Source organism: Acinetobacter sp. WCHAc060006, assembly GCF_004209135.1.
GTDB lineage: Bacteria > Pseudomonadota > Gammaproteobacteria > Pseudomonadales > Moraxellaceae > Acinetobacter > Acinetobacter cumulans.
Genome location: NZ_SGSS01000020.1, coordinates 32,977 through 51,604 on the forward strand (window position 1 = coordinate 32,977; position 18,628 = coordinate 51,604).

An 18,628-nucleotide genomic window follows, 5' to 3' on the forward strand; every position below is an offset into this window, starting at 1 on the left:
GCACAGTATTGCAAACAAAGGTAATATATAAGAAGTATAGAGATTGGATAAACGAATGCAAGACGATATTTCAGGTTGGTCGGAATGGGACCAAAATTTTAAGGCAATTGAAGAGATTTCAAGCCCAAGTGAGTTACACGGCCTGCTTACAGGTATAGTTTGTGTGTCTCAAGCACCTACGCGTGATGAGTGGGAACAAATTTTATCTACACTTGAAGTGCTCGAAATTCATCCTGAAGCTTTAGCAATACTGACTGACGAATCAGAAGATATTGCAAATGCATTGTCTGATGACGAATTAGACTATTTACCCCTACTTCCAGATGACACACATTCATTGGCTGAGCGTGTACAAGCCTTGGCAGATTGGTGTGCAGGTGTGGTGCTTGGTTTTGGTTTGGCAGCAGGTCACTTACGTGCTGAAGAACATGAACTGATTGAGCATTTACAAGATGTCGCTGCTGTAGAGTTTGATGAATCTGACGATGATGAAGAAGGCGAAGAAAGCTACCAAGAATTATACGAATTTGTGCGTTTAATTCCTGTAAGTTTGTCGATGGGGCGTAAGAAAGTCGAAGTGTCTGAGACGCCTTTATTGCAACTACACCTCGGTAAATCAAATACCCAAGCAAATGCTGACAGTACTAATGTTGTAGAAATGTTTACACCGCACCGTCCGAGTTAATCGGGCGTTGTGTTTCCAAATTTCATTTTCAATTCGAGCTTTTAAAAACCAATGAAAAAACTGACTCAAGAAGACTTTCAAGAACGTCGTGATCATCTCGCAGCTGAAATGGGTTTACGCAGTATTGCTATTATTTCGACGCGTGCAGAAATGTTACGTAACCGAGATGTTGATTATAAGTATCGTAGCGATAGCAGTTTTTTCTATTTGACGGGTTTTGCAGAGCCTGAAGCGGTTGCGGTGATTGAAACCTTTGATTCGGAAGAAGACGGCTATAGTTATAGCTTATTTTGCCGTGAACGTGACCGTGAAATGGAAATTTGGAACGGTTACCGCGCTGGTGTAGATGGCGCGGTAGACGATTATGAAGCAGATGAAGCTTATGCGATTGATTTGCTTGATGAGGAAATTTTAAGCAAGCTTCAAAATAAAGATAAGTTATTTTACCGTATTGGACAAAATGCCGAATTTGATGCACGAGTTACAAAATGGTTAGCAACAGCGGGGGGCGAAAGCCGTCGCGGTCATGCGATACCGGGTCAAGTGATTCAGCTTGACCGTATTGTAGATGAAATGCGTTTGCAGAAATCTGCAGATGAAATTGAACTGATGCAAATTGCTTCTAATATTTCAGCACAAGCACATACACGCGCTATGCAAATGGTTAAACCGGGCATGATGGAATATGCGCTAGAAGCTGAACTGAATTATGTTTTTGGTAAAAATGGCTGTGTGCCGTCATATAACAGTATTGTTGGTGGTGGTGAAAATGGCTGTATTTTGCACTATGTAGAAAATGATAAAGAATTAAGAGATGGTGATTTGGTACTAATTGACGCAGCTTGCGAATATCAACTGTATGCTTCGGATATTACCCGTACCTTCCCAGTCAACGGCAAATTTAGCCCAGAACAAAAGGCGCTTTATAATGTAGTGTTAGATGCGCAAATTGCTGCAATTGATGCGGTACGCATTGGCAACTCTTATAAAGAACCGCATAACGTCGCAGTACGTATTTTAGTTCAAGGCTTGCTGGATCTTGGCATCATGCAGGGTGATCTTGAGGAAATTATTCAGAAAGAAGCCTATCGTCAGTTTTATATGCATGGCACAGGTCATTGGTTAGGTATGGATGTGCATGATGTGGGTTCATATAAACAAGATGGTGAATGGCGTGCTTATGAAGCAGGGATGGTCGTGACTGTAGAGCCGGGTTTATATATCGCACCAGATGATGAAACAGTGGATGCAAAATGGCGTGGTATTGGTATCCGTATTGAAGATGATGTGGTGGCAATGCCAAATGGCCCACATGTTTTAACAGCAGCAGTTGTGAAATCTGTAGAAGATATTGAAGCGCTGATGGCGAAAGCGAAAGTTGCTTAAGTTAAGACAGTATTTAAAAAAAGCCGATCAGATGATCGGCTTTTTTACTTCATTTAAAGATTAAGATTTTTGCAAAAATTCAGTCGCTAATTTTAAAAATTCTTCCGGTTTTTCATATACAGCCATATGTCCAGCTGCCAGTTCAGCATATTCAGCGTGTGAAATCAGCGCTACAGCGTCTTTGGCCAGTACACTTGGCACCATGTAGTCATAAGTACAGCCAATCACCAAGGTCGGTTTGTTGATTTTCTTCGCTTGAGCAGTCACATCGGTATGAATCAGCAACTCAGCTTGGCGGATAAATCCTTCCCAATTATTGGTTTGCAGCGTGTTTTCTAAGGTTTGCGCCATGGTATTTTCATCCCATGCCGAGGTGAAGTTTGCGCTAAAACCTGTTTGAATAATAATACTCGACATCGCTTTACGGTTGTTTTGACCTAAATCTTTCCATAGCTCAAATTGGAGCTTAGTGCGTGCATTGCCTTTAAGATAAGGGGCCAATAACACCACAGATTTTACATATTCTGGGTATTCTGCTGCGATATAAGTCGAAACACTGGTGCCTAATGAAAAGCCAATTAAATCAAATGGCACAGCATCGGCAGCTTTTGCCGCTGCAATCACTTGTTCTGCCAATTGAGCAGTGCTTAAAGGCTGGCCCTCATCGGTTGTTTCACCTGAACCCGAATAGTTTGGACGAACCACTTTATAGTGCGGGGCAAGAAATTCAACAAAATGCCCCCAGTTCGACTCGGAGTTTGCGCCTGCGCCATGCACCAGCACGATGTTTAATGGGCCGTCGCCATCAACGCTATAGGAGATTTTTGCATTTTCGATTGTTGTAAATAAGTTCATTCGTTGTACATTCTCATGTGTTTGGAATGAAATCACTATAAACTCTGACAGCACTGTGAGAGTCAAGGGGGTAAAAATGCAAATTGGTCAATTAGCTAAAAAATCAGGCATCAGTATCCGCATGCTTCGTTATTATGAACATCAAGGATTAATCGTTCCGATGCGCAGTGAGTCAGGCTATCGCATTTATAATGCCAAGGATGAAGAGCGACTTCGCCGTATCCGCATCTTGACCAAGGCAGGGCTGACTTTACAAGCCATCAGCCTGTTACTGCCGTGTATTTCGGTTGAACAACTAGATGTCGATCCTTGTGAACAAGTCATCGATTCGCTGAAAAATGAATTAGACAATATCAATAAAAAAATTGAAAATCTTCAAATCAGTCAGCAGTATTTGTCTGATTATTTAAACATTTTACAGCAAAAAAAGAGCATGTTGACTTAAGTGCATAACGCGTCATGTTTTGGATAAAACACGATTTTCTCAATCATTCTAAAAGCTTGAGCAACTTACTGATGCCATACTCAATATCGGTTTTTTTGACATGATCGCGGGCCAAACTTGAAATGCCAATCAGGAAACTATCAAAGATAGTGGCTAATCCAATGCTGTCTATATCCGTTGATATCTCACCAGATTCGATGCCACGCTGTAGGGTTTGAATAAAGCCTTGGCGGGTTTTATGCCGAGATTGTTGCAATATTTCCGTTACATGCTGGTTCTCTGCAGAAGGCGCCAACACGGTGCTTAAAGCCACCATACAACCCAAAGGATGACTTGGATCATATTGCATATCTAAAGATTGCTGTAAGGCTAAGGCGATCGCGTCTTTCGCAGATAGCGTGTTATCCCACAGCGCCTCAGTTACCGTTGCATAGGTATCGATGTAGTATTGGCTTACTTCTTGAAACAAATTTTCTTTAGAGCCAAAGGCTGCATAAAAACTCGGGGAAGAAATATTGCCCATAGCCACTTTTAGTTGGCTTAAAGACGTTGATTCATAACCATAATTCCAAAATAAAAACATAGCCTGCTTCAATGCCTCATTGCGATCAAACTCTCTAGGACGTCCAGTCTTCGCCATCTCAATTCTCCTGTCACAGAATATTAATATACTAATCGATATAGAAGTCGTTGACAAAAGTCTATTCATTGTTTTTAATTATGTACTGATCGATATATAAGTGTAAGCGCAATTGAAATGGCGCAAAACAATCAGTCAATTAAAAGTGAATAACATGATGAAACAGTTAGAAAATGTATCGCTGGATTCTAAAAATAATGCGCCGATGCCAGTTTTTGCTTTATTGGCACTGGCCATGACTGGCTTTATTTGTATTTTTACCGAAACCATTCCAGCAGGTTTATTACCGCAAATCTCAGCAGGGCTGAATGTTTCTGAAGCCCTAGTGGGACAGTTGATTACGATTTATGCCCTTGGTTCTTTACTGATGGTAATTCCACTCACCATTTGGACACGTGCATGGCCAAGACGCCGTACTTTACTCCTGACGGTATTTGGTTTTTTGCTTTTTAATTCAATTACAGCGCTGTCTGATCATTATATTTTGACTTGTATTTCTCGCTTTGGCGCAGGTGCCGCAGCAGGCTTGGCATGGAGCCTATTGGCAGGTTATGCAAGACGCATGGTCAGTCCAGCTCAGCAAGGCAAAGCTTTAGCGATTGCCATGGTCGGGACACCCATTGCGTTGTCACTGGGCATACCTTTAGGCACTTGGCTGGGGCAGATGATTGGTTGGCAAATGACATTTTTCTTGATGTCTGCTTTGGCGATTGCCTTGGTGATTTGGATCTTTATTGCAGTTCCAGACTTCCCCGGTGAAACAACCCGATCAGAAAATTTAATTTTCAGCGTATTAAAAATACCCGGTGTATTTTCAGTACTGTCAGTGATTGTGACTTGGATGCTGGCACATAACATTTTATATACCTACATTACGCCATTTTTGTCTTTGTCCCATTTGGACACACATGTAGACCAGATTTTATTTTTATTCGGTGCGATGGCTTTACTCAGCATTTGGTTTACAGGTCATTTAATTGATCAGCATCTAACACATTTGGTCATTGCCAGTTTATCGATCTTTTCAGTGATTTCATTGCTCTTAGGACTGTTTTTATTTTCAGCGCCAGTGGTGATTTTTAGTATTGCCATTTGGGGACTGACCTTTGGTGGCGCTGCAACACTTTTACAAACGGCATTAGCACAAGTAGCAGGACAGCATGCCGATGTTGCCTTGTCCATTAATGTGGTGGTTTGGAATGGCGCAATTGCACTGGGCGGTATTTTGGGTGGCTTATTGCTCAATCAATTTGGCGCACAAGTTTTGCCTTGGGTCATGCTGTTGATTTTAGTCGTGGCGTTCATCATTGCGCTTTGTGCCAAGTCGAATGGCTTTAAAACTCAGTATCTCTAAACCCATATTTCTAAAGATGAAACAAACAAAAAACGATTCTAAGTAAACACGAAATGAAGATTTAAACGTTGTTCAGTTTGAGTCAAACGCAACAATCAACAAAGCAGTAAATACACAATCAAAGAGGTTTAATTTTATGAAAAAACTACTACTCGCAACATTTACGTCACTGACTTTAGCTCAATCCGTGATGGCTACACCGCAACTGAATACCACACATGAATTTCCTGTGATGAAGGGATATAGCAGTTATTATGATGATATTGATGGCGTGAAACTGCACTATGTGAAAGGCGGAAAAGGGCCTTTGGTATTTTTAGTTCATGGTTTTGGGCAGTCTTGGTATGAATGGCACCAGCTTATGCCGACTTTAGAAAAAAATTACACAGTTGTTGCGGTCGACTTGCCGGGTCTTGGGCTTTCTCAGCCGCCAAAATCTTTTAAAGGTTCAGATGTATCTGAAATCTTATATAAGTTGGCAACAAAATTAAGCAATGATCAGCCGTTTTATTTGGTTGCACATGATATTGGCATTTGGAATAGCTATCCAATGGCAGTGAAGCATCAAGATAAAATTAAAAAATTGGTGTTTATGGAAGCGCCGATTCCAGACAAAAGCATGTATGAATTCCCTGCATTCTCAGAACAAGGCGAATCATTGGTTTGGCATTTCAGTTTCTTCGCAGCCAAACAAAACCTAGCTGAAACCTTAATTAAAGGACATGAAAAATTCTTTTTAACCCACTTTATTCATGAGCATGCCACCAATAAAACAGTATTTACACCACAAGTGTTAGACATGTATGCCAAGTCGTATTCGAAACCGCATACGCTCAATGCATCATTTGAATATTACCGTTCTCTGAATGATTCAATTAAAGAGAATGAAAGCATTTCCAAAACCAAATTGAATATGCCAGTGCTTGCGATTGGCGGAGGCGGTCATGGTGGTATGGGGCAATTCCAAGTAGATCAAATGAAGCAATATGCGACCAATGTGACGGGTAAAGTGATTCCAAATTGTGGTCATTGGTTACCTGAAGAGTGTGCGCCTGAACTGAATAAAACTGTGGGTGACTTTTTAAATGCCAAGTAAACACTAAGGATAAAACAACAAGGCTTAACATCAAGGCATCAGGTTTTTAGCTTGATGTGTCCATTTGAATGCATCAAAACATGACCAGTTCAAATGAAGTCGATTTAAATAAGCTGTGGCTGAGTCTGATGAACTCAGCCATTGTTATGATGATCTTGATTGATTTGCTATTTTTTAAGTGGAATATTTACGGCAAGATAGACTTTATTTTGTATTTATTCAGTGCAAATACGCGCAACAAATTTGTATTTCATTATAAAAAATCATGCCCTTGATGTAAGATAAAATCCATTACAGAGTATATGTATTTCGAGTGAATTTCCTAAATTCGAATACTTGATAAAAAAGGAAGTAAGCATGCAGCAAGAAGTCATCATTGTCGGTGGTGGTATGGTCGGTTTAAGTCTGGCACTCATGTTGGCAAAGGCAAACATTGGGGTAAAACTTTTAGAAGCCATTAAATACCCAAATTATGATGATGCAAACCTTGCGCCTTATCACTCGAGTTTTGATGCACGAAACAGCGCTTTATCACGCCGCAGCGTACAAATTTATCAAGAATTGGGCTTGTGGGATGCATTACAAGAACATGCAGTTCCGATCTTAGAAGTGAACATTACAGAACAAGGTAGTTTTGGTAAGGCACGTTTACTCGCAGATCAAGAGAAAGTCGAAAGCTTTGGACAAGTGATTGAAAATGCATGGTTAGGCCGTGTACTCCTTACGGAAGTTAAACAAGAACCATTGATTGAACTGATTGATGGTGTGCAAGTGACTTCACTCACGCAAGATGCAGACTTTGCTTATATTGAAGCTAAGCGTGGCGATTATACCCATAAATTACAAGCAAAAATCGTGATTGCAGCAGATGGTCGTGACTCATTTTGCCGTAAAGCCCTAGGCGTTGGCGCATCAGAACATGACTATGACCAAGTTGCGATTGTAACGACGGTACAAACTTCTAAACCGCATGGTCATGTAGGCTTTGAGCGCTTTAGTCCATTGGGGCCATTGGCATTATTGCCATTGCCAGGTGAATACCGCCGTTCAGTGGTATGGCCTGTTCCGAAAGGCACAGAACATGAATGGATTGGCGAAGACAAAGACCAACATTTCCTAGATGCTTTACAAGAAACCTACGGCGATCGTGCAGGAAAATTCCAAAAAACCGGTAAACGCTTTAGCTTTCCTTTGTCACAAGTGCTTGCAGAAAAACAAGCAGTGGGCCGTGTGGTATTAATGGGCAATGCTGCACATACCATTCACCCAGTTGCAGGTCAGGGCTTTAACCTGTGCATGCGAGATGCGCATGTCTTGGTGCGTTATTTAACTGAGCAAGTGGAAAAAAATGCCGATTTAGGCGAAGCAAATATGCTACAAGACTACGAAAAATCACGTCTCAAAGATCAGCAACGTGTCATTAAGTTCTGTGATTCTGTGGTACGTGGCTTTAGTAATCAAAATCCTATGCTGAAATTGATTCGCAACACAGGTTTAATGTGCTTTGAAAATATTCCGGGCATGAAGCAACTCGTAGCCAATTATGCGATGGGATTAAAATCATGAGTACATCAACACATGTTCTTGATGCTGTAATTGTCGGTGGCGGTTTAGTCGGCGGCTTAACGGCATTACTGTTGGCGCAAGGTGGTGTACAAGCAACTGTGCTCGATGCTGCACCTATTTTAGATGCAGAAAAAACTTTAGCTGTAACCAATCCACGTGTATTGGCACTGAGCCAAGCGACTATTCATTTGCTTAAAACTGTAGGGGTATGGGACATATTGGCCCGTCAGCAACCTTATACAGGCATGCAAGTGTGGAATAAAAACGGCTATGGTGAAATTAACTTTGGTACATCGTCAGAGCAAACACCAAAAGTTGAACATGCCCTCGGTTCAATGGTGGAGCCGAGTATTTTGAATCTGGCTATTCAGCAAAAAATGTTAGCTACGCTTCACGATTACCGAACTCAAGTGAAAGTAAAACGCATTGAGCGCGGTGTAGGTGTTTGGTTAGTACACTTGGCAGATGGCACAACGCTACAGACCAAACTGCTGATTGGTGCAGATGGTGCAAACTCATTTGTTCGTGAGCAAGCTTTTATTGAGCTGGATGTACATGACTATAAACAAGCAGGTTTAAGCTGTGGTATTCGTACGGCACAAAAAAATGCGCATGTTGCCCGTCAAATTTTCTTAGAAACTGGGCCTTTGGCGTTTTTACCCATGACCAGTTTAAAAGCTGAAGAAAATGGCCATTGGCAATCTATTGTGTGGACCTTGCCAGATGATTATGCAGAAGAATATGCCAAGCTATCCGATGCTGAATTTACAGCATTGCTCACTCGTGAAAGCCATCACATGCTGGGTGAAGTTTTAGAGGCAACAGCGCGGGCAACTTTTCCATTGAAAGCTCGTGCTGCACAGCAATATGTGCAAGATGGCTTGGCCCTCATTGGTGATGCTGCCCATGTGATACATCCATTGGCAGGTCAGGGTGTGAATATTGGTTGCTTAGATGCGGCCGTGTTATGTGATGTACTATTACATGACAAAGCGCGTGGCGTGTGGGCACATGAGCAAAGCCTCAAGCGTTATGAGCACCGCCGTAAAGGACAAAACGATGCCATGATGCATAGTATGTCTGCGATTGGTTGGATGGAAACCACACAACTTTTCCCTGTGGTCTGGGCGCGCAATTTTGGATTAAAGCAGGTTGAAAAATTACCAATGCTCAAAGATGCTTTTATGTCTCAAGCCAATGGCTTAGGGCTTTTAAAAGATACGCGTTATTCGGCTTAGCCTAAATTTGATATTTTTTAATCAATTGTTCATACAAGATTACGATTTTGGTTAAAAAAAATACAATTTTTTGATATTAGCCTCTAGGCGAAAAGCTCAGAGATTGCTAAATTCCTTCTAAATTGAGATTTAAATTTTACTTAAACATACAAGTCATTGGTGGGGAGATTTAAGATGACGGATATGAATGATTATGATGATGCAGAAGATTCTGCAGTTGATGATGATGAAGCGAAAGCCGCTGAAAAAGGTGCGTCAGATAGCGAAGATAGTGCATCAGACACAGATGTTGCCGAAGCGGAAACACTCACTGTAACGGCGAAGCAAAAGCAACGCGATGCTTTAGAAGATGAAGTCGCTGCGTTCTTAGCGCGTGGTGGTCGTATTACTGAAGTGCCACCAGACGAATCTGCGTCACGCGATTAAGTGCCAAAAAAGCCAAAAAACACCGCATTATGCGGTGTTTTTTTTCCTCATATTTTATCTGTTGTAGTGTTACGGTCGGACGAGTATGAGTGTTTTTTTGAATATTTGCGCCAAAGTGCAAATAAGGGATACAAGACCAAATGTGCGAATAAAAGAAACATACAATTGATAATAAAAGCTGCCCAATAGGGCGGTGCATGCATTGCACCCATACATGCAATAAAGCTTTGAAAGATAAGTACAGTACTTAAAAAAAGATAAGCATTATAGCGATGATGTGCCCAAAAAGGAGTGAATTTGAGCACATTGCCGATCAGAAAATAAATGGAATACAGTATACAAACCATAAAAACGGCATCAGGTGACGGGTCGACCAAATCCTCAAAGCGGTAATGTCGATACGGTCGTGTGCTATAAAAACCGATATGTAATAAACCTAAAATCCAAAATAGATTGAATGTGCAAATCGGGAGTACGCTTTTTATCATGATTTTCATGCGTAAAATAATTCTCAGTTTTTGTTTTTAGATAGCGTAAAACAAAATGCAGTAAGGTGACAGTGTAGCAGAATGAAATATTTAGCTTGCACTAGATCAAAACAAGAGAATATCTAAAATTAAAAAAAGCGTATGACTTTATAGGAAATACGCTTTTCATTTCGTTTGGATGTGCTGATGGCATCAGCTCTGCGCATGAAGAATGTTAATCTTCTTGCTGAGTGAGTTCTAAAGCACGTTGATAGGCCACTTTTTTCTTGATACCAGTTAAGTCTGCAGCCAATTGAGAAGCCGCTTTAACTGAAAGGTCTTGGAGCAAGCGTGTTAAAAGCTGATCTAGCTTTTCTTGTTCCAAGTCTTTTTCTTCAGTTGCACCGCCAATCACAAGTACAATTTCACCTTTTTGTTGGTGATGATCAGATTCAACAAAACCAACCAACTCACCCAAAGTCATTTTTTTAATGGTTTCAAATGTTTTGGTAATTTCGCGTGCAAAACCGACTGGACGATCAGCACCAAAGACTTCGGCCATATCTTTTACACAATCTAAAATACGGTGTGGTGCTTCATAAATAATCATGGTTTGTGTTTCGTCTTTCAGCTTATTTAAGGCATTTAGACGTTGTGACTGTTTAGAAGGTAAAAATCCTTCAAAACTAAAGCGGTCACTAGGTAGGCCTACAGCACTGAGGGCTGCAATGGCTGCACAGGCACCCGGTACAGGAATGACTTGGATGCCTTGTTCCTGAGCTGCACGAACTAGCTTAAAGCCAGGGTCACTAATCAGCGGTGTACCTGCATCACTAATCAGCGCCATGTTTTCACCATTCAACAAACGCTGAATAAGCTGTTCAATTTTATTGCTTTCATTGTGCTCATGACATGCAGTCAAAGGTGTTGGAATATTAAAGTGTTTGAGCAATTGTGCAGAAGTTCGTGTATCCTCAGCGGCAATAATATGAACAGACTTCAAAACGTTAATTGCACGATAACTAATATCATCTAAGTGCCCGATTGGAGTCGCAACAACAAATAACTGAGCACTCATAGGTTTCTCCATGTGGAATATAAGACCAAATAATAAAAATAAAATACTTGTGACCACCATTTTGGTGGGGGCAGTATCTTATGCCCAAGCAGAGGTATTGGTTATTTTACCTGAATCTGGCCCTATGGCGCGAGCTGCAAACAGTATTAAGCAAGGTTTCATGAGTGCTTATCAGGCATCAGGCTCAAAAGTGCCTGTAAAATTCGTAAATACTGATCAGACAAGTATGCCTGCACTATTGAAAAAAAATGTGAACGCCAAAACGCAAATGATTGTTGGGCCGTTGGCGAGATCAGAAGTGGATGCGCTTATTAAAGCAAAGCCGAAATTAAAAGTCTTGGCCTTAAATGAAGGGACATTGCAGGCAAGCAATGTGCTACAATTTAGCCTTGCAAAAAAAGATGATGCCAGCGCATTAGCCCGCGTGATGAAACAAGATCAGATCGAAGATATTTTAGTGCTGCGTCAGTCTGGAACAGAGTCTGAAAATGAACTATTTTTAATGGCCTTAATGACGAAAACTGAATTACCCATCCATGTGCTCGAACAGCAGCCGAAAACATTAAAAAAAGGCCAAGCCCTCGTATTACTTGGTAATAATGAATGGTTACTTAGTTTGAAGTCATTGCCGAAAAAAAATATTTACACTTTATCGAATGCCTTAGAGCAGCATAAACCTTTACCACTCGGGATAAAGTTTTGCGATGCACCAGCCTTGTTTGAACCCGATTGGGAAGATATGAAGCACGCATACGCACAACAAGCTGTAGGCTTGCCATACCAGCGCTTATTGGCCTTTGGCGGCGATGCATGGCAAATCAGTGCACTGTATTTAAAAACACCCAAAATGAAAACGGCCAATTTTGAAGGACGAACTGGGCAACTTAGTCTGAATGGGAACCAAATTCAGCGGATACCACATTGTTATGCCTATCAGGCCAAAGGGTTAAAGCAGGTTTAATGACTTTTTGATAACTGAAAAAACAAGATTTAATACATCGAGACTAAGTAGAAAAATGTGAGCTGAGCACCTTAAATGACACAGGCAAAGAAGTTAGGCCAATGGGCTGAAACTGAAGCAGTTAAAATTGCACACGAAGCGGGTTATACCTTAGTCCAAGCAAATTATCATAGTCGTTATGGTGAAATAGATTTAATTGTGCAAAAGGACCAAGACTTGGTATTTATTGAAGTCAAAGCACGATCACAAACCCATTATGCACAGGCAAGTGAAACCGTATCACTTAGCAAACAGCGCAAACTCATGCAAACGGCCTTAATATTTTTACAGCAATCACCACAATACAACGCATGTTATTGCCGTTTTGACGTGATTTGTTTTGATTTTTATCAACACTTTGCAAAATCCATACAGTATGACTTTTCAAAATGCCCTTATGATCAGCAGTGGATAGAAAATGCTTTTACTTTTGAGCAAGAGTTTATTACTCTTTGAACAAAATATACTGTGTAAATGCATAGATAGAATACGATCAAAAAATAGTGAAGGAGTCTTGCTGAGTGCTTAAACGTATTGCAATGACAATGTTTTGTGTAGCAAGTTTATCTGGCTGTGCAAGTTTTATTTCTGGTGGTACAGGGAGTGCACCTGTAGGTACGGAAAATGGCGCACGTTCTTTGGGTCAGGTCTTTATAGACTCATCTATTGTGCGCACTGCAAAAATTAACTTATATAAGCTCGACACACGCTTTAAGCAGTCACGTGTCAATATTGAAAGTTTTCATGGCAATGTTTTGCTCACTGGCCAAGTACCAGACCAAGCTTTAAAGCAACTGGCTGAAGACAATGTCAGAGCCATGAGCGATGTAAAAACCATTCATAATTATATTACTGTAGGCAATCAAATTAGCTACGGCACTATTATGCAAGATACAGCAGTGACTGCGAATACACGTGCATTATTGATGAAAGCGCCAGTGGTTGCTGAAAGCAAAGTGCATGTGCATACCGAAGATGCAGTATTGTACGTAATGGGACGTTTAAACACGGCTGAGCTGAATGATTTGAATCAAGTGCTCCAGCAAGTGGGGAATGTCACTAAAATTGTGACCCTAATTGATAATGTTGACCAAGTTTCTTCGAGCTCACCTGCGGTTGCATCAAGTTTTGCACCGATGGTGAATGCCGTACCTGATACGCAAACACCTGTTGCAATAGACCCTGATGCAGTAGAACCCAATGCCCCTTAAACAATTTTCGTCACATTTACAGCGTCTTAAAAGCCAACTTGATCAAAAAACAGCGTTGGCTAAAGCTATATATCGAGATTTTCGTATTTATGACTTGGGGAGTTTTGCGCTCAACCGAATGACACCTAAATCGGGCTATACGGTACAACGCAACATTCCCTATGGTTTAAAAGCTCGTCACCGTTTAGATTTGTACAAAGCCAAGCAATTGCGTGATACACAGCCACTATTGGTTTTTGTACATGGTGGGGCTTGGATGCATGGTGATAAAAAAGAATATCACTTTGTGGGTGAGGCCTTTGCTAAAGAAGGCTTTAATGTGGCGGTAATAAATTACCATTTGGCACCTGAGCATATATTTCCAAGTTCAATTGATGATTTAACATTGGCATTGAATTTTTTAAATCAATCGAATCTGAAATTGAATATTGCAGTGGAAAATGTAGTGCTTATGGGGCATTCAGCAGGGGCATTTAATGTGATGTCCGCGCTGTACCATCCTACGCCGTATCGTTTGCAAAATTTGCAGGCTATTCGAGCGATTATTGGCTTGGCTGGGCCTTATCACTTTGATTATAAAGGCGACCCCCTATGTGCGGATGCTTTTGATCAGAACATCCCGTATCAACAAGTGATGCCTTATTACTTTATTGAACAAAACCACGTGAAGCATTATCTGTTTACTGCGGAAAAAGACAATGTAGTCGGCCTAAGTAATAGTACAGATTTAAATGAAAAGCTTTTGGCTTTAGGTAATCACAGCCAATTGATACCTGTGCCTCGTGTAGGGCATATCACGATGATTGGCTCGGTTTCGAGTTTGTTTAGCCGATTCTTTAGTACTAAGCGTCAAATTTTGCAGGCTTTGGACGATGTTTTTAAATAGAGCATCCTAAACTCAGTTTTATTGTGATTAAAAAAACCGCTTCTGATGAGCGGTTTTTTTTCGATACCAGATCAATGATCTACAGGCTTTATAGCCATTCTTTGGTATCGTCAGCCGTGGTTGTACCATGAATGACATGCATAATCATGGCATGTGCGATACTGCCTTTAAATGGAATTTCGGGTAATTGATCAAATTTAAAGAAGGCTGCATCGCTAATTTCTTCTTCTTGTAAGCATAGCTCACCAGATTCATATTCAGCTTTAAATGCAATCATCAGGTTACTAGGGAAGGGCCACGGTTGGCTGGCCAAGTATTGAATATTTTTGATTTTTAAACCGACTTCTTCTTCGGTTTCACGGCGTACTGCATCTTCGAGTGTTTCACCCACTTCTACAAAACCTGCAATTAAGCCGTACATTGGGCGGTATGCTCGTGCATTTTGAGCCAGTAGAATTTCATCTTTACCACGGGTAATAACCGTAATGACACATGGATTAACACGAGGATATTGATGATATTGGCATGCAGGGCAGACCATGGCATATTCAGTGGCATGAACTTCTGTTTTATGGCCACAATGGCTACAAAACTTATGATTACGACGCCATTCTAAAAGTTGAATTGCACGGCTGGCTTGTTCAAACTCTTTGACATTCCACAGCTGTAATAATTGGCGAATGGGAACGAGTTGATAGCCTGCGGGAATTTCATCTTGCTCTGTAAGATCACGGGCAATCACTTGATCACCCGTTTGAAGCCTCAGATCACTTGCTATACTTTCGACACGAGGAAGTTGAAATTGGTCATCAACCAATAATTGCTGTTGTTTAAAAATATAGGCAAGCGATAGATTTGACATTAGGCCACGGCTTTAAGTTTCTCACTACTGTCCAATGCTACCTGAAACATACTATGTAGAACAGGCTGTTTGTTTTTTAAATTTTCAATCAGCATGTCCGCACTTGCAAGGCCATCAAGTAGATGGTTAATTTCAGCTGCTTCAATTGCAGTAGAAGCCTCAACACGCGAAGAAACGAACTGTGCATTGGTATTTAGCGCAGCTTGTCCTGTTTCGGCATTCAGGAACAGCATTGAACCACCAATTTCACGTAATTGAACTGCGACAGGCGCGAGACTCTGTAGGTCATTATTCTGTAAATATTGAACCAGTGTTTCGCTTGCTTGATCAATCAGTGCTTTGGTTTCGTTCAAGAGTACTTCATGTGCTTCATCTAAACGGTCGAGTGAAATATTCATGTTATTTACACGAAGTTGTAGACGGCTAGATGTGTGATGACGCTCTAAAACGCCAATTGAGTTCATGGCAGAAAGAATGCAATTCATTAATTGCTGTGCAAAAGTCTCTTCTTTTAAGATTTCACTTTGGCTTAATGAATTGGCCTGACGTTCTAAATCTTTATATGCTTCATTTAAATTCAGCACTTTAAAGATATTTGCCAGTTCTAACAGCTTCGCTTGAAGTTCCTGAGTTTTTTCAGGCGACATATTTTGGTAATTGAACTCGATATCGTTACGAATTTGCGCCATTTCAGTGGTCACAAGTTCGCTAATCGTGTGCATCGTACCAAAGTCAGGACCATATAAATGACGGCTAAACACTTGTAATTGCATGTCAGTTAATAGGTCTTCACCAATATTTAACTTGCCACGAATGTGCTGAGAAACTTCATCTTCTTGGCTAATACATAGACTTAAGATGTTAGATAAATCAACTAGGCTTGCTTTAAAGCGCTCTGGCGAACTGAAATACTGTGCAATATTGCGCTCAATAGACACCAGTGTGCGTAAACGTGGCTCATTAATCAGCAATTGATCAATTTGATTTAATGCCACAAACACCAAATTCCAATACTGTTTACTTGGGTGCTTTTCTGAAAGGCTGGCTAAATATGTACCTACAATTTTTAATGCTTGTAAGTCGAGCTCGCTTTCTTCTTGCTTAATTAACTTGTTGAGTGACAATTTGTATAAGCGGTGCACATATTTAGATTTTTCTAAAGTCGGTGCTTGAGGAAGATCAAAATCTGGTGTGATGCAATCGAGTAGTGACTCAATGTGTTGACCTTCAGTGGTCATTGGTTTACCCAAGCATGCTTCTAAGCGGTTGAGTGTATCCAACAAAAACTGCGGAATTTTTACTTCGCGTAAGCAAATAAACTCGATGTAACGTTTTAACATGGTGGTGCCTTCGCTGAGTGCGATGACATCTTTGGTTTGAATTGTGGCAGGATTCCCCATGATCTTGCGCATCAATTCTGCTGAGTATTGAGCGATCTTCGCTAAACTTGCCATATCAATTAGTGCAAGTACTTGCGCACATTGTTCAAATTGATTAAGAGCGTCGTCAATACCGAAAGGAAGGGTTTGATCTTCGACTAAAGTGCTGACTGCTGATTCGACCAATTTGATCGAGTTATCAACCTCATTTTTTATTATCAGCAATGCTGTTGGATCAAAATGTATAGAGGTTTGGTAAGACATGGATCTGCACCTTTCCTAGTGTTTTCTCTTGTTTGTGAACCGCCATAAAAGGCGGACCATCTTTTATCTTTAACTATAACGTAAGTGTTAATGTTTTAAATACAAAAATATACTAGGAAATTTAGTTTTTATTTTGCAAAAAGGCAAGGCGTTCCATGTTTTTCTTCAAATTGTTTGATCCAATTCTCATGCGCTTCGAGTTCTTCAGCACTTGGTCGGATCACGGGTAAATCAATTTGAATCGATTGGCGGCTGTTTTCACTCTGCGCATTTTCTGTGTGGGTGAGGGCATCAATATCAAAAGAGACCTGACCACCCGTCATGGCTAAGTATACGTCTGCTAGAATTTCAGCATCGAGCAAGGCGCCGTGGAAAGTACGGTCACGTTGTACAATTTCGTAGCGTCGGCTCAGTGCATCCAACGAGTTTTTTTGCCCTGGGTGTTTGGCTTTGGCCATTGCCAAGGTATCGGTTACGGCACAGACTTCTGAAAGCGCAGGGAAGCCCGCACGTTTAAACTCCATGTCTAAGAAGTTCATATCGAAGCTGGCGTTATGCGCAATAATTTCTGCACCTTTGAGATATTCAAACAGTGCAGGGGCAATTTCTTCGTATAGTGGTTTGTCTTTTAAGAAATCATCACTAATACCGTGGACATTTTCTGAGTCGCCCACGGGTTTAAGTGGCTTGATATAAATATGAATAGAACTACCGGTCAGTTTACGGTTGATCATTTCAATCGCGCCGACTTCAATAATACGGTCGCCATCTTGATAGTAAAAACCTGTGGTTTCGGTATCGAGAATCAGTTGGCGTGGGCCATGCGCTTCAATGCTAGGTGGGGTAACCATAATCATTGGATGCAGACCTTCAGCAGGTAAAATCACTGAACTTGAGTTTGCACTGAATGTGGTTGCAAGTGTGTTATTAGGCTGTGTGTTTTGAATGGACACAGGTGCTTCAGTTGTGTTTAAAGCAGGATCATTTTGCACGGCTTCAGGTGCAGTTTCTGTAACAGCTACAACTTCTGATGGTGGCTCAATTTCCGCTTCCCATTCTGACTCGTCTTCAGGTTCTTCTTCATCACTGCCAAGATCTAAACCAAAGGGATCATTTAAGAGCCAGTCGGGTTCAATTTTTTTTTTCGTTTCAGTTGCAGGAGCTTGTTTGAGCGCTAAAGCAGTGTTTTCTGCACCTAGATTCGCCAGTTGATCCGCCATTTCATTGCCTGGATGTCCTGCATGACCTTTGATCCAGTTCCATTCAATATCACGCCCTTGGCAGGTTGCGTCTAATTTTTTCCAAAGATCTGGGTTTTTGACATCTTTCCAGTTTTTCTTTTTCCAGCCATGAATCCACTCTGTAATGCCTTGTTTGACATAGTTAGAGTCGGTCCAAATCACTAATTTAGCATCTGTTGGGCAGTGCAAAATACCTTCAATGGCTGCCGTAAGTTCCATGCGGTTATTGGTGGTTTCTGCTTCACCACCACAGATTTTTTCCTCAGCATTTTCGCCAATAATATATGCGCCCCAGCCACCCAATCCTGGGTTACCTTTGCAAGCGCCATCGACATAAAGCGTAATTGTCTGAGCCATAAAAACTGAATCCGAATAAAAACATCAAAACTGAATGGCATATTGTATAACGCAAATCCATTCGATAGGTCTATATCAGGCTTATTTTTTAATTTCTTGTAACATTTATACTGAAATAGCGTTAAATTAACGCCTTGTGTCTGCGCCATGCTTCACTACAATGGCATATCAAAAAAAAATTTATACGAGATG

Annotated in this window: 19 protein-coding genes; 12 read left to right on the top strand and 7 right to left on the bottom strand. The window is 40.9% G+C overall.

Annotated elements, in window-relative coordinates; genetic code table 11:
* The first annotated feature begins 55 nt into the window (after window positions 1-55).
* Window positions 56-685 carry a UPF0149 family protein gene (locus EXE29_RS12055; RefSeq protein ID WP_117007923.1) on the top strand — a complete coding sequence of 210 codons (630 nt, stop codon included), beginning with the start codon at window positions 56-58 and terminating at the stop codon, window positions 683-685.
* 51 nt (window positions 686-736) lie between these two features.
* Window positions 737-2,071 carry a Xaa-Pro aminopeptidase gene (pepP, locus tag EXE29_RS12060; protein WP_120364752.1) on the top strand — a complete coding sequence of 445 codons (1,335 nt, stop codon included), beginning with the start codon at window positions 737-739 and terminating at the stop codon, window positions 2,069-2,071.
* A 60-nt stretch (window positions 2,072-2,131) separates the two neighbouring features.
* On the opposite strand, the gene EXE29_RS12065 is transcribed toward pepP, so the two are convergent.
* On the bottom strand, window positions 2,132-2,926 hold the full coding sequence (locus EXE29_RS12065; protein WP_106986126.1) for an alpha/beta fold hydrolase: 795 nt from the start codon (window positions 2,924-2,926) through the stop codon (window positions 2,132-2,134).
* A 76-nt stretch (window positions 2,927-3,002) separates the two neighbouring features.
* Here EXE29_RS12065 and EXE29_RS12070 point away from each other — a divergent pair, with 76 nt between their 5' ends.
* The gene (locus tag EXE29_RS12070; protein WP_106986125.1) at window positions 3,003-3,371 is read left to right on the top strand and encodes a MerR family transcriptional regulator; all 369 of its coding nucleotides are present in this window, start codon (window positions 3,003-3,005) and stop codon (window positions 3,369-3,371) included.
* Window positions 3,372-3,414: 43 nt separating this feature from the next.
* Here EXE29_RS12070 and EXE29_RS12075 read toward each other — a convergent pair whose 3' ends face one another.
* Window positions 3,415-4,011 carry a TetR/AcrR family transcriptional regulator gene (locus EXE29_RS12075; protein ID WP_120364751.1) on the bottom strand — a complete coding sequence of 199 codons (597 nt, stop codon included), beginning with the start codon at window positions 4,009-4,011 and terminating at the stop codon, window positions 3,415-3,417.
* 154 nt (window positions 4,012-4,165) lie between these two features.
* Here EXE29_RS12075 and EXE29_RS12080 point away from each other — a divergent pair, with 154 nt between their 5' ends.
* The 5 genes from EXE29_RS12080 to EXE29_RS12100 all read left to right on the top strand — a co-directional run bounded on the left by EXE29_RS12080 (window position 4,166) and on the right by EXE29_RS12100 (window position 9,691).
* Entirely contained in the window at window positions 4,166-5,365 is a 1,200-nt protein-coding gene (locus EXE29_RS12080; RefSeq protein WP_228198796.1) for an MFS transporter, read from the top strand.
* Between the two features lie 136 nt (window positions 5,366-5,501).
* On the top strand, window positions 5,502-6,461 hold the full coding sequence (locus tag EXE29_RS12085; protein WP_279678461.1) for an alpha/beta fold hydrolase: 960 nt from the start codon (window positions 5,502-5,504) through the stop codon (window positions 6,459-6,461).
* Window positions 6,462-6,818: 357 nt separating this feature from the next.
* The gene (ubiH, locus tag EXE29_RS12090) at window positions 6,819-8,027 is read left to right on the top strand and encodes a 2-octaprenyl-6-methoxyphenyl hydroxylase (RefSeq protein ID WP_120364749.1); all 1,209 of its coding nucleotides are present in this window, start codon (window positions 6,819-6,821) and stop codon (window positions 8,025-8,027) included.
* Window positions 8,024-9,265: an FAD-dependent monooxygenase gene (locus EXE29_RS12095; RefSeq protein ID WP_120364748.1), complete on the top strand. Its 1,242-nt coding sequence runs from the start codon at window positions 8,024-8,026 to the stop codon at window positions 9,263-9,265. The genes ubiH and EXE29_RS12095 overlap by 4 nt, the downstream gene beginning before the upstream one ends.
* A gap of 174 nt (window positions 9,266-9,439) precedes the next feature.
* Window positions 9,440-9,691 (top strand): hypothetical protein, encoded by a 252-nt coding sequence (locus tag EXE29_RS12100; RefSeq protein WP_117007963.1) that lies wholly within the window; start codon window positions 9,440-9,442, stop codon window positions 9,689-9,691.
* Between the two features lie 47 nt (window positions 9,692-9,738).
* Here the strand turns inward: EXE29_RS12100 and EXE29_RS12105 are convergent, their stop codons facing one another.
* A complete protein-coding gene (locus EXE29_RS12105; RefSeq protein ID WP_252383554.1) occupies window positions 9,739-10,188 on the bottom strand; it encodes a hypothetical protein in 450 nt (149 codons plus the stop codon).
* Window positions 10,189-10,393: 205 nt separating this feature from the next.
* Window positions 10,394-11,236, bottom strand: a complete 843-nt coding sequence (rsmI, locus tag EXE29_RS12110; protein WP_106986153.1) for a 16S rRNA (cytidine(1402)-2'-O)-methyltransferase — start codon at window positions 11,234-11,236, stop codon at window positions 10,394-10,396.
* Between the two features lie 10 nt (window positions 11,237-11,246).
* Here rsmI and EXE29_RS12115 point away from each other — a divergent pair, with 10 nt between their 5' ends.
* The 4 genes from EXE29_RS12115 (at window position 11,247) to EXE29_RS12130 (ending at window position 14,333) form a co-directional block, all read left to right on the top strand.
* Entirely contained in the window at window positions 11,247-12,197 is a 951-nt protein-coding gene (locus EXE29_RS12115; protein ID WP_106986119.1) for a penicillin-binding protein activator, read from the top strand.
* A 75-nt stretch (window positions 12,198-12,272) separates the two neighbouring features.
* Window positions 12,273-12,692: a YraN family protein gene (locus EXE29_RS12120; protein WP_120364747.1), complete on the top strand. Its 420-nt coding sequence runs from the start codon at window positions 12,273-12,275 to the stop codon at window positions 12,690-12,692.
* Window positions 12,693-12,757: 65 nt separating this feature from the next.
* A complete protein-coding gene (locus EXE29_RS12125; RefSeq protein WP_106986117.1) occupies window positions 12,758-13,447 on the top strand; it encodes a BON domain-containing protein in 690 nt (229 codons plus the stop codon).
* On the top strand, window positions 13,437-14,333 hold the full coding sequence (locus EXE29_RS12130) for an alpha/beta hydrolase (protein WP_120364746.1): 897 nt from the start codon (window positions 13,437-13,439) through the stop codon (window positions 14,331-14,333). Before EXE29_RS12125 ends, EXE29_RS12130 begins: the two co-directional genes overlap by 11 nt.
* 88 nt (window positions 14,334-14,421) lie before the next feature.
* Here the strand turns inward: EXE29_RS12130 and nudC are convergent, their stop codons facing one another.
* From nudC to dnaQ, 3 genes are all read right to left on the bottom strand, one after another.
* Entirely contained in the window at window positions 14,422-15,195 is a 774-nt protein-coding gene (nudC, locus tag EXE29_RS12135) for an NAD(+) diphosphatase (RefSeq protein WP_106985839.1), read from the bottom strand.
* Complete coding sequence (locus tag EXE29_RS12140; protein WP_117007966.1) at window positions 15,195-16,838, bottom strand: chemotaxis protein; 1,644 nt, start codon at window positions 16,836-16,838, stop codon at window positions 15,195-15,197. Before EXE29_RS12140 ends, nudC begins: the two co-directional genes overlap by 1 nt.
* Window positions 16,839-16,966: 128 nt before the next feature.
* Window positions 16,967-18,436 carry a DNA polymerase III subunit epsilon gene (gene dnaQ, locus EXE29_RS12145; RefSeq protein ID WP_120364745.1) on the bottom strand — a complete coding sequence of 490 codons (1,470 nt, stop codon included), beginning with the start codon at window positions 18,434-18,436 and terminating at the stop codon, window positions 16,967-16,969.
* Window positions 18,437-18,628: the final 192 nt, after the last annotated feature.

What these genes read in the sequence shown, in the direction of transcription:
- EXE29_RS12055 (WP_117007923.1), top strand. Translation starts at nt 56, where the DNA reads ATGCAAGACGATATTTCAGGTTGGTCGGAATGGGACCAAAATTTTAAG.
- pepP (WP_120364752.1), top strand. Translation starts at nt 737, where the DNA reads ATGAAAAAACTGACTCAAGAAGACTTTCAAGAACGTCGTGATCATCTC.
- EXE29_RS12065 (WP_106986126.1), bottom strand. Translation starts at nt 2,926, where the DNA reads ATGAACTTATTTACAACAATCGAAAATGCAAAAATCTCCTATAGCGTT.
- EXE29_RS12070 (WP_106986125.1), top strand. Translation starts at nt 3,003, where the DNA reads ATGCAAATTGGTCAATTAGCTAAAAAATCAGGCATCAGTATCCGCATG.
- EXE29_RS12075 (WP_120364751.1), bottom strand. Translation starts at nt 4,011, where the DNA reads ATGGCGAAGACTGGACGTCCTAGAGAGTTTGATCGCAATGAGGCATTG.
- EXE29_RS12080 (WP_228198796.1), top strand. Translation starts at nt 4,166, where the DNA reads ATGATGAAACAGTTAGAAAATGTATCGCTGGATTCTAAAAATAATGCG.
- EXE29_RS12085 (WP_279678461.1), top strand. Translation starts at nt 5,502, where the DNA reads ATGAAAAAACTACTACTCGCAACATTTACGTCACTGACTTTAGCTCAA.
- ubiH (WP_120364749.1), top strand. Translation starts at nt 6,819, where the DNA reads ATGCAGCAAGAAGTCATCATTGTCGGTGGTGGTATGGTCGGTTTAAGT.
- EXE29_RS12095 (WP_120364748.1), top strand. Translation starts at nt 8,024, where the DNA reads ATGAGTACATCAACACATGTTCTTGATGCTGTAATTGTCGGTGGCGGT.
- EXE29_RS12100 (WP_117007963.1), top strand. Translation starts at nt 9,440, where the DNA reads ATGACGGATATGAATGATTATGATGATGCAGAAGATTCTGCAGTTGAT.
- EXE29_RS12105 (WP_252383554.1), bottom strand. Translation starts at nt 10,188, where the DNA reads ATGAAAATCATGATAAAAAGCGTACTCCCGATTTGCACATTCAATCTA.
- rsmI (WP_106986153.1), bottom strand. Translation starts at nt 11,236, where the DNA reads ATGAGTGCTCAGTTATTTGTTGTTGCGACTCCAATCGGGCACTTAGAT.
- EXE29_RS12115 (WP_106986119.1), top strand. Translation starts at nt 11,247, where the DNA reads ATGTGGAATATAAGACCAAATAATAAAAATAAAATACTTGTGACCACC.
- EXE29_RS12120 (WP_120364747.1), top strand. Translation starts at nt 12,273, where the DNA reads ATGACACAGGCAAAGAAGTTAGGCCAATGGGCTGAAACTGAAGCAGTT.
- EXE29_RS12130 (WP_120364746.1), top strand. Translation starts at nt 13,437, where the DNA reads ATGCCCCTTAAACAATTTTCGTCACATTTACAGCGTCTTAAAAGCCAA.
- nudC (WP_106985839.1), bottom strand. Translation starts at nt 15,195, where the DNA reads ATGTCAAATCTATCGCTTGCCTATATTTTTAAACAACAGCAATTATTG.
- EXE29_RS12140 (WP_117007966.1), bottom strand. Translation starts at nt 16,838, where the DNA reads ATGTCTTACCAAACCTCTATACATTTTGATCCAACAGCATTGCTGATA.
- dnaQ (WP_120364745.1), bottom strand. Translation starts at nt 18,436, where the DNA reads ATGGCTCAGACAATTACGCTTTATGTCGATGGCGCTTGCAAAGGTAAC.